This is a genomic window from Oligella urethralis DSM 7531 (assembly GCF_000372065.1).
Taxonomy (GTDB): domain Bacteria; phylum Pseudomonadota; class Gammaproteobacteria; order Burkholderiales; family Burkholderiaceae_B; genus Oligella; species Oligella urethralis.
Window position 1 is genome coordinate 68,986 of the sequence record NZ_AQVB01000011.1, and the last position, 7,329, is coordinate 76,314.

At 47.7% G+C, this 7,329-nt stretch carries 6 protein-coding genes; 2 read left to right on the forward strand and 4 right to left on the reverse strand.

All coding sequences use genetic code 11. The annotated features are described in order from the left end of the window. Window positions 1–13 precede the first annotated feature (13 nt). Genes A3GA_RS0107510 through glyQ form a run of 4 tightly spaced genes read right to left on the reverse strand, consistent with a single transcriptional unit; the run spans window position 14 to window position 4,430 of the window. Window positions 14–787 (reverse strand): lysophospholipid acyltransferase family protein, encoded by a 774-nt coding sequence (locus A3GA_RS0107510; protein ID WP_018026784.1) that lies wholly within the window; start codon window positions 785–787, stop codon window positions 14–16. A gap of 13 nt (window positions 788–800) precedes the next feature. Continuing rightward, on the reverse strand, window positions 801–1,364 hold the full coding sequence (gene gmhB / locus A3GA_RS0107515; RefSeq protein ID WP_018026785.1) for a D-glycero-beta-D-manno-heptose 1,7-bisphosphate 7-phosphatase: 564 nt from the start codon (window positions 1,362–1,364) through the stop codon (window positions 801–803). 26 nt (window positions 1,365–1,390) lie between these two features. Further along, the gene (gene glyS, locus A3GA_RS0107520) at window positions 1,391–3,520 is read right to left on the reverse strand and encodes a glycine--tRNA ligase subunit beta (protein ID WP_018026786.1); all 2,130 of its coding nucleotides are present in this window, start codon (window positions 3,518–3,520) and stop codon (window positions 1,391–1,393) included. Window position 3,521: 1 nt separating this feature from the next. Further along, on the reverse strand, window positions 3,522–4,430 hold the full coding sequence (gene glyQ, locus A3GA_RS0107525; RefSeq protein ID WP_018026787.1) for a glycine--tRNA ligase subunit alpha: 909 nt from the start codon (window positions 4,428–4,430) through the stop codon (window positions 3,522–3,524). 211 nt (window positions 4,431–4,641) lie between these two features. Here glyQ and A3GA_RS0107535 point away from each other — a divergent pair, with 211 nt between their 5' ends. Then, window positions 4,642–5,412, forward strand: a complete 771-nt coding sequence (locus A3GA_RS0107535; RefSeq protein WP_018026789.1) for a crotonase/enoyl-CoA hydratase family protein — start codon at window positions 4,642–4,644, stop codon at window positions 5,410–5,412. Window positions 5,413–5,497: 85 nt separating this feature from the next. Further along, window positions 5,498–7,015, forward strand: a complete 1,518-nt coding sequence (locus A3GA_RS0107540; RefSeq protein ID WP_018026790.1) for a fumarate hydratase — start codon at window positions 5,498–5,500, stop codon at window positions 7,013–7,015. Window positions 7,016–7,329: the final 314 nt, after the last annotated feature.

The following is a 7,329-nucleotide window of genomic DNA, read 5'->3' on the forward strand; positions in this document are numbered from 1 at the left end:
TTGTCATGCTATTTTAGCGCTTCTTTTTGCTCTGGGCATAGGGTGTGTCCGCTGGATCCTGGCTAGGATAATCCTCGGGGTTTAGGCGGATCATCTCTGACTCAATCCATTGCTCAACCGCTGCCATGATTTCTTCACTGCTACGATCGCCAGGACTGATGGCTGGGCCAAAGGAGAGGGTCACGCAGCCAGGCTTTTTAATAAAGGCATTGCGTGGCCAGACTTTACCGGCATTATGCGCGACCGGGATGATATCGCATTGCGCATGCATAGCAAGGCGTACACCACCTGGCTTATAGCGACCCTTGGTGCCAACCGGGGTGCGTGTCCCTTCGGGAAAGAGCACGGGTGAGCGCCCCTCTTTGATGCGTTTCGTGCCCATACGCAGCACTTGCCGCAGTGCCTCCGAGGCTTTGGCGCGGTTGATCGGGATATTGTTTAAGCTAGCTAGCGCCCAACCAAAGAGCGGGATATACTCCAAGCTCTTCTTATACACTAAGACCACTGGGAAGGGCGTAAACCACGGCAAAAATAGGGTTTCATAAGCGGATTGGTGCTTGACTAAATAGATCACCTGACGATCAGCGGGGATATTTTCCTTACCTTTGACCTCATAGCGAATCCCTAAAATCACCTTGGCTAAATAAATTAAAAGCCGTGGCCAAAGCACTGCAAAGCGATAGCGCTTAGCAAAGGGCAGCGGTCTGGCTAAAACAATCAGCGGACCTAAAATCAAGGCGCTGACAATAAAGCATAAGGCATAAATGAGAGAGCGAATAAAGTTCATCCGGCAACTCCGATTACATAGCGGCAGGCGTAACTTCAGCCAGCAAGCGATTAACCATGGCGGCCAAATCCTCACTTACCGGTGTATCTGTGTCAAAGGCTGGGTCTTGCTGGGTTTTTTGACCATTGCCGGTGAGTACTAGCCAGGGTTTAAAACCGGCAGCTGACGCTGCCTGTAAATCACGTAAGGAATCACCCACGGCATAGGTCGTTGCGCTGCGATCGATGTTATAGCGTCGTTTTATTTCCTCAAATAGTCCAGGCGAGGGTTTGCGACAATGGCAATTATCCTCAGGCTTATGCGGACAGATGAAAATGGCATCAATGAGGCCACCTTTTTCTGCCAAGAGTTGACGCAATTTGGCATGCATGGCATTTAAATCATCGATGGTAAAATAGCCGCGCCCAAGACCCGATTGATTGCTAGCGATCACCACTTTATAGCCAGCGCCATTGAGACGACTGATGGCTTCAAGACTGCCCGCAATAGGTTCCCATTCGGCAGCACTTTTAATGTAATCTGCGGAGTCTTTGTTAATGACCCCATCTCTATCGAGAATCACTAGTTTGTTGGGCATCTTGAATCCTATGTAAAGCTTAAAGACTAGGCTAAGCGAGAAATATCGGCAATCAAATTCATGGTGCCATGAAGACGCTGCAGTAGTGCTAAGCGATTGGCGCGAATTGCGACATCCTCAGTCATAACCATCACATCATTAAAAAAGTCATCCACTGCGGGTCGTACAGCGGCTAGCCGGCTCATACCGCCAGTGAAGTCCTTGCTTTGAAAGAGCGCCATAACTTCTGGCTCCACAGCTTGCAAGGTGGTGAATAAATTCTTTTCCGCCTCATCCTGTAATAACGCTGCATCGAAGTTGTGCACTTCGTCTTCAGAGCGACGTAATAAATTGCTGATACGCTTATTGGCAGCCGCTAAGCTTTCAGCCTCATCCAGTGCAGAGAAGGCTTCAATCGCAGCAATCCGCTCAGGTATTTGATCCAAAGGTGGATTGACGGCTAAAACCGCATCAATCACCGCTTTGCTATGCTCGGCTTGTAATTGGTTACGGTAACGCTCCAAAATAAACTCGTAAACTTCAGTGGCAGTATTAGGATTAAGCTCGCTGCTAGCATCAAAGAGGCTAAGGGATTTGGCTAAAAGCGCAGGTAAATCTAAATCAGCCGCACTGATGCCATCAAGATGAGCTTGTTCTAGCCATTCATAGGCACTGATAATGCCCAACGCAGCTCGACGTAAACCGTAGGGATCTCGTTCACCCGTAGGAATAGAGCCAATTCCCCAAATGCCGACTAAGGTCTCAACCCGTTCAGCCACAAAAAGAATGAGCGCAGTGATGCCGTCCTTGCTTGGCGCTAAGTTAAAGCGGACATCGTATTGATGCGCTAAGGCTTGGCAAACGGCAGAACTTTCCTGCTCGCCAGCGGCGTAGTAGGATGCCATAATCCCTTGTAGCTCGGGGAATTCACCGACCATTAAAGAAACTAAATCCGCCTTGGCTAAGTAGGCTGCACGTTCTGCTTCTTGCTTGTTGGTGCCTAATTGCTCGGCAATCAGTGCGGCCAAGGCTTGCACCCGCTCTGTTCTTTGCAGTTGTGAGCCTAATTTATTGTGATAGACCACATTGGCTAATTGTGCTACCCGCTCATTTTGTGGGGTTTTCTTGTCCGTATCAAAGAAGAATTCAGCATCAGCTAAGCGTGGACGTACAACGCGCTCATTACCCTCAATAATATTTTTAGGGTCGGCTAAGTGCATATTGCTGACAATCAGAAAACGATGATCCAATTTGCCGTCTGCTTTATTAAAAAGCGGGAAGTACTTCTGATTTAAACGCATGGTTAAAATCAGACATGCTTGCGGTACGGCTAGGAATTTGCGATCAAATTGTCCTACATAAACCGTTGGGTGCTCTACTAAAGCGGTGACTTCATTTAATAACTCAGCGACTTCAGGATCCTCACCCAAGGTAGTGTCTAGCGAGTCAGCAATACGGTGTAGTTGCTCACGAATCATGGCTTGGCGACGCTCAAAATCGGCAATCACCATGCCCTCATCGGCTAGGCGTTGTTCGTATTCCTCCGCATCTGTGAGTGAAATCGTCTTGGCCCCCATAAAGCGGTGACCCTCGGTGATACGGCCAGCACTTAGACCAAGTGCTTGTACAGGTAAAATCTCATCGCCGTGTAATACCACTAAGCGATGTGCTGGACGGACAAAGCGCACGGTGGTTTGACGATCGGCAAGTTGATAGCGCATCACCTTAGGGATAGGTAATTGGCTAATACAATGCTCTACCACCTCTTGAATGCGATTCTTTAAGATGGCGCCAGGTGCCTTACCACGGGCAATTAAGAAGTCCTGCTTGCCATCGGATTCCTGACTTAGATCAGCCACGCTCAAATGCGCTAAGCCCTTGGCCTCTAAGCGCTTAGTTAGGGCAGGGGTGGCGTTGCCTGCGGCATCTAAACCTACTTTGGCAGGCATCAGCTTTTCAACAAAGTCCTGCTCTGGCGCTTGTGGCAGCACCTTGTCAATCAAAATGGCTAAGCGTCTAGGGGTGGCAAAGTAACGATACTGATAGTCATCTGGCAATAAGGCCAGTTTTTTTAAATCAGCTTCAATGGTAGTGGCAAAGGCTTCGCCTAAACGTTGTAATGCTTTGGGTGGTAGCTCCTCAGTTAGGAGCTCAATTAATAAGGCTTTAGTTGACATATTATTTTGCCTCCACGGGAGCTGCTTGTTTGAGCATCGGGAAGCCGAGCTTTTCTCTAGATTCGTAATAACATTGGGCGACGCTGCGGGAGAGATTGCGAATACGGGCAATATAGGTTGCACGTTCAGTCACACTAATCGCTCCGCGCGCATCTAATAAATTAAATAAGTGGGCAGCTTTTAGCACTTGTTCATAAGCGGGTAAAGCTAATTGCAGCTCAATCAAACGCTGGGCATTTTTTTCATGATCATTAAAATGACGGAATAAGGTCTCCACATCGGCATATTCGAAATTGTATTTGGATTGTTCTACCTCGTTTTGATGGAAAACATCTCGGTAATAAACAGGGTTGCCCGCTAAATCTGTGGTCCAAACCAAATCGTAAACGCTCTCAACGTTTTGTAAATACATCGCTAAACGCTCAATACCGTAGGTAATTTCACCGGTCGTGGCTGAACAGTCTAAACCGCCCACCTGTTGGAAGTAGGTAAATTGCGTCACTTCCATGCCGTTGAGCCAGATTTCCCAACCTAAGCCCCAAGCGCCTAAGGTGGGGTTTTCCCAGTCATCCTCGACAAAGCGAATATCATGCTCTTCGGGATTAATGCCTAGGGCTCTGAGTGAGTCTAAATACAAATCGATGATATTGCTAGGTGCAGGTTTTAACACCACTTGATATTGATAATAATGCTGCAGACGATTGGGATTCTCACCATAACGACCGTCATTAGGGCGGCGCGATGGTTGCACATACGCTGCATACCATGGCTCTGGGCCAATGGCTCTTAAGAAAGTGGCGGTGTGAGAAGTACCGGCTCCCACTTCCATATCAAAAGGCTGTAGGAGGGTGCAGCCCTGCGCACCCCAATAATTTTCTAATGTAAGAATTATTTGCTGAAAGCTAAGCATGCTATGACATTTACCAAAAATTTAATTAACCTATAATTTTAGGATATTTAGCTTGATAAAACACAGAATCACTGCGCTCCTCGTAATTTCTCATGGCCTTTAAACTACGTACACTATTTAGCTCGGAGCGCATGCTCTTTTGCTAGATAAGTATAAATAGCGGTAAAATCAACAGCAATTTTTAATAATAAAATCACTCTAGGAGGTATTGATGTCAGAGGCATTAGTCTTAACTGAAAAAATTGGTCGCGTATTAGTGATTACGATTAATCGTCCTCAATCACGTAATGCGCTTACTTATGACACCTCATTTGCCTTGGCCGATGCGATTGATGAGCTAGAAAATAGCGATGAGTTGTCATTAGGCATTTTGCGCGGTCAGGGCGAGCATTTTTGTGCCGGTATGGATCTGAAGGAGTTCGCTAAAACGCAGCGTCGCGCAGTGGTGCCTGGTCGCGGTTTGGGTGGACTGTGTGAGGCGCTGCCTAAAAAGCCGTTAATCGCCGCAGTTGAAGGCTATGCCCTGGCAGGTGGTTTTGAGCTCTGTTTAGCCTGTGATCTGATTGTGGCTTCGAATACAGCGAAATTTGGTTTGCCAGAGGCTAAGCGTGGTTTGGTACCAGGTTCTGGCGGTATGTTACGTTTTTCTCATCGTGTGCCTTATGCAATTGCCATGGAGTTCTTATTAACTGGCGAGATGTTGAGTTCGCAACGGGCATATGATTTAGGCTTGGTTAACCATTTGGTTGAACCTGGTCAAGCGCTAGAAACGGCCTTAGCCTTAGCCGACAAAATTGCGGCAAATGGTCCTCTAGCATTACAAGTGATTAAGCAGGTGGTCAATGAGGCCCGGACGTGGAGTGATCAGGATATGTTTGCCCTGCAGCAGCCACGGATGCAGCATATCTTCACCTCGGAAGATGCCAAAGAAGGGGCCACTGCATTTGCTGAAAAGCGTGAGCCAGTTTGGAAGGGTCGCTAGGTCGATCTTGATTTTATCTCGTAAGAACTACAAGACTGAGTGCTGAGAGCTCAGTCTTGGTTGATTTAAAGGTAAAGGATATATTATGACAACCATTATTAAAGAAGCTGATTTAGTTCAGTCAATTGCTGATGCAGTGCAATTTATCAGCTACTATCATCCAGCGGATTATTTAGCGCATTTAGCACGTGCTTATGAGGTAGAGCAAAGCCCAGCCGCTAAGGATGCGATTGCACAAATTCTGACAAACTCTAAAATGTCTGCCGAAGGTCACCGTCCCATCTGTCAGGATACTGGGATCGTCAATATCTTCCTAAAAGTCGGCATGGAAGTCAAGTTTGAACTGAGCGGTAGTCTACAAGAGGCCTGTGATGAGGGGGTGCGCCAAGGTTATTTAAACCCGGATAACAAGTTGCGTGCCTCCGTACTTGATGATGCGATTTTCGAACGTAAAAATACCCGTGATAATACTCCCTGTATTCTATCGGTTGAGCTTGTGCCAGGCGATAAGGTCGAGGTGCAAGTAGCAGCCAAGGGTGGTGGTTCTGAAAATAAAACCAAGTTTGCGATGCTAAATCCGGGCGAGGATATTGTGGAGTGGGTGCTTAAAACGGTACCGACCATGGGTGCCGGTTGGTGTCCTCCAGGTATGTTAGGCATCGGTGTCGGCGGTACTGCTGAAAAAGCCATGCTGATGGCTAAGCAAGCCTTGATGGAAGATATCGATATGTACGAGCTGTTACAGCGCGGTCCGCAAAATAAGCTGGAAGAAATGCGGATTGAGCTCTATGAAAAGGTCAATGCCCTTGGTATCGGTGCGCAGGGTCTTGGTGGTCTGACCACCGTGCTTGATGTGAAGATTAAGAGCTTCCCAACGCATGCGGCTTCTAAGCCCATTGCCATGATTCCTAACTGTGCGGCTACGCGTCACGTTCATTTTGAATTAGATGGTAGTGGTGTTGCCGCCATGCCGGTACCATCGCTTGATAACTGGCCAGATGTAGAATGGGCGCCGGATTACAATAAATCCAAAGCAGTTAATTTGGACACGTTAACAGCGGCTGAGGTGGCTAGCTGGAAACCAGGTGATACGCTTTTATTATCGGGTAAGATGTTAACCGGTCGTGATGCAGCACATAAGCGTATTCAACAAATGTTAGCCGCCGGTGAGCCATTGCCAGTGGACTTCAAAAATCGGGTGATTTACTATGTCGGTCCGGTTGATCCGGTGCGCGATGAGGTGGTTGGTCCTGCTGGTCCCACAACTTCTACCCGTATGGATGCCTTTACCGAGATGATGTTGGAGCAAGGGCTGATTGCGATGATTGGTAAGGCAGAGCGCGGTTCAGTGGCGATTGACGCCATTAAAAAGCATCAATCCGCTTATTTAATGGCTGTTGGTGGTGCTGCTTATTTAGTTTCCAAAGCCATTCGCGGTGCTAAGGTGGTGGCCTTTGAAGACCTTGGCATGGAAGCGATCTATGAGTTTGAGGTTAAGGATATGCCAGTCACAGTTGCCGTTGATGCCAGTGGCGAGTCGGTTCATCAAACTGGACCTAAAGTGTGGCAAGCAAAAATTGAAAAACTCAAGGCTGAGGCTTAATCACTGAGTGTTTCAGCTCAACTACAAAAAAGGAGCCGAGCTTGATGCTTGGCTCCTTTTTTGTGTTTGCCCAGCGAGGTTGGCAAACCCGACAGGTTGCAAGAGACCTGTATCACCCTGACTAAGGGGAAGATAATCCGAATGGCAAGGGCGTTGCTGGCTAACGGCAGGGTCTGAAGGAAGCCATAGGAAGTAAGATGTCCATAGCGTTAGTGAACCTGATTCGGCAGGTTAGGGGGGTAAGCGTGCATAATCTCGCAAAGCCCAATACTTAGTCAGCCCTAACATGTGATTGAGGATGGCATATCTTACAG

Bases quoted from the DNA above. Each gene is read 5' to 3' on its own strand.
- A3GA_RS0107540 (WP_018026790.1), top strand. From the start codon at position 5,498: ATGACAACCATTATTAAAGAAGCTGATTTAGTTCAGTCAATTGCTGAT.
- gmhB (WP_018026785.1), bottom strand. From the start codon at position 1,364: ATGCCCAACAAACTAGTGATTCTCGATAGAGATGGGGTCATTAACAAA.
- A3GA_RS0107535 (WP_018026789.1), top strand. From the start codon at position 4,642: ATGTCAGAGGCATTAGTCTTAACTGAAAAAATTGGTCGCGTATTAGTG.
- glyQ (WP_018026787.1), bottom strand. From the start codon at position 4,430: ATGCTTAGCTTTCAGCAAATAATTCTTACATTAGAAAATTATTGGGGT.
- A3GA_RS0107510 (WP_018026784.1), bottom strand. From the start codon at position 787: ATGAACTTTATTCGCTCTCTCATTTATGCCTTATGCTTTATTGTCAGC.
- glyS (WP_018026786.1), bottom strand. From the start codon at position 3,520: ATGTCAACTAAAGCCTTATTAATTGAGCTCCTAACTGAGGAGCTACCA.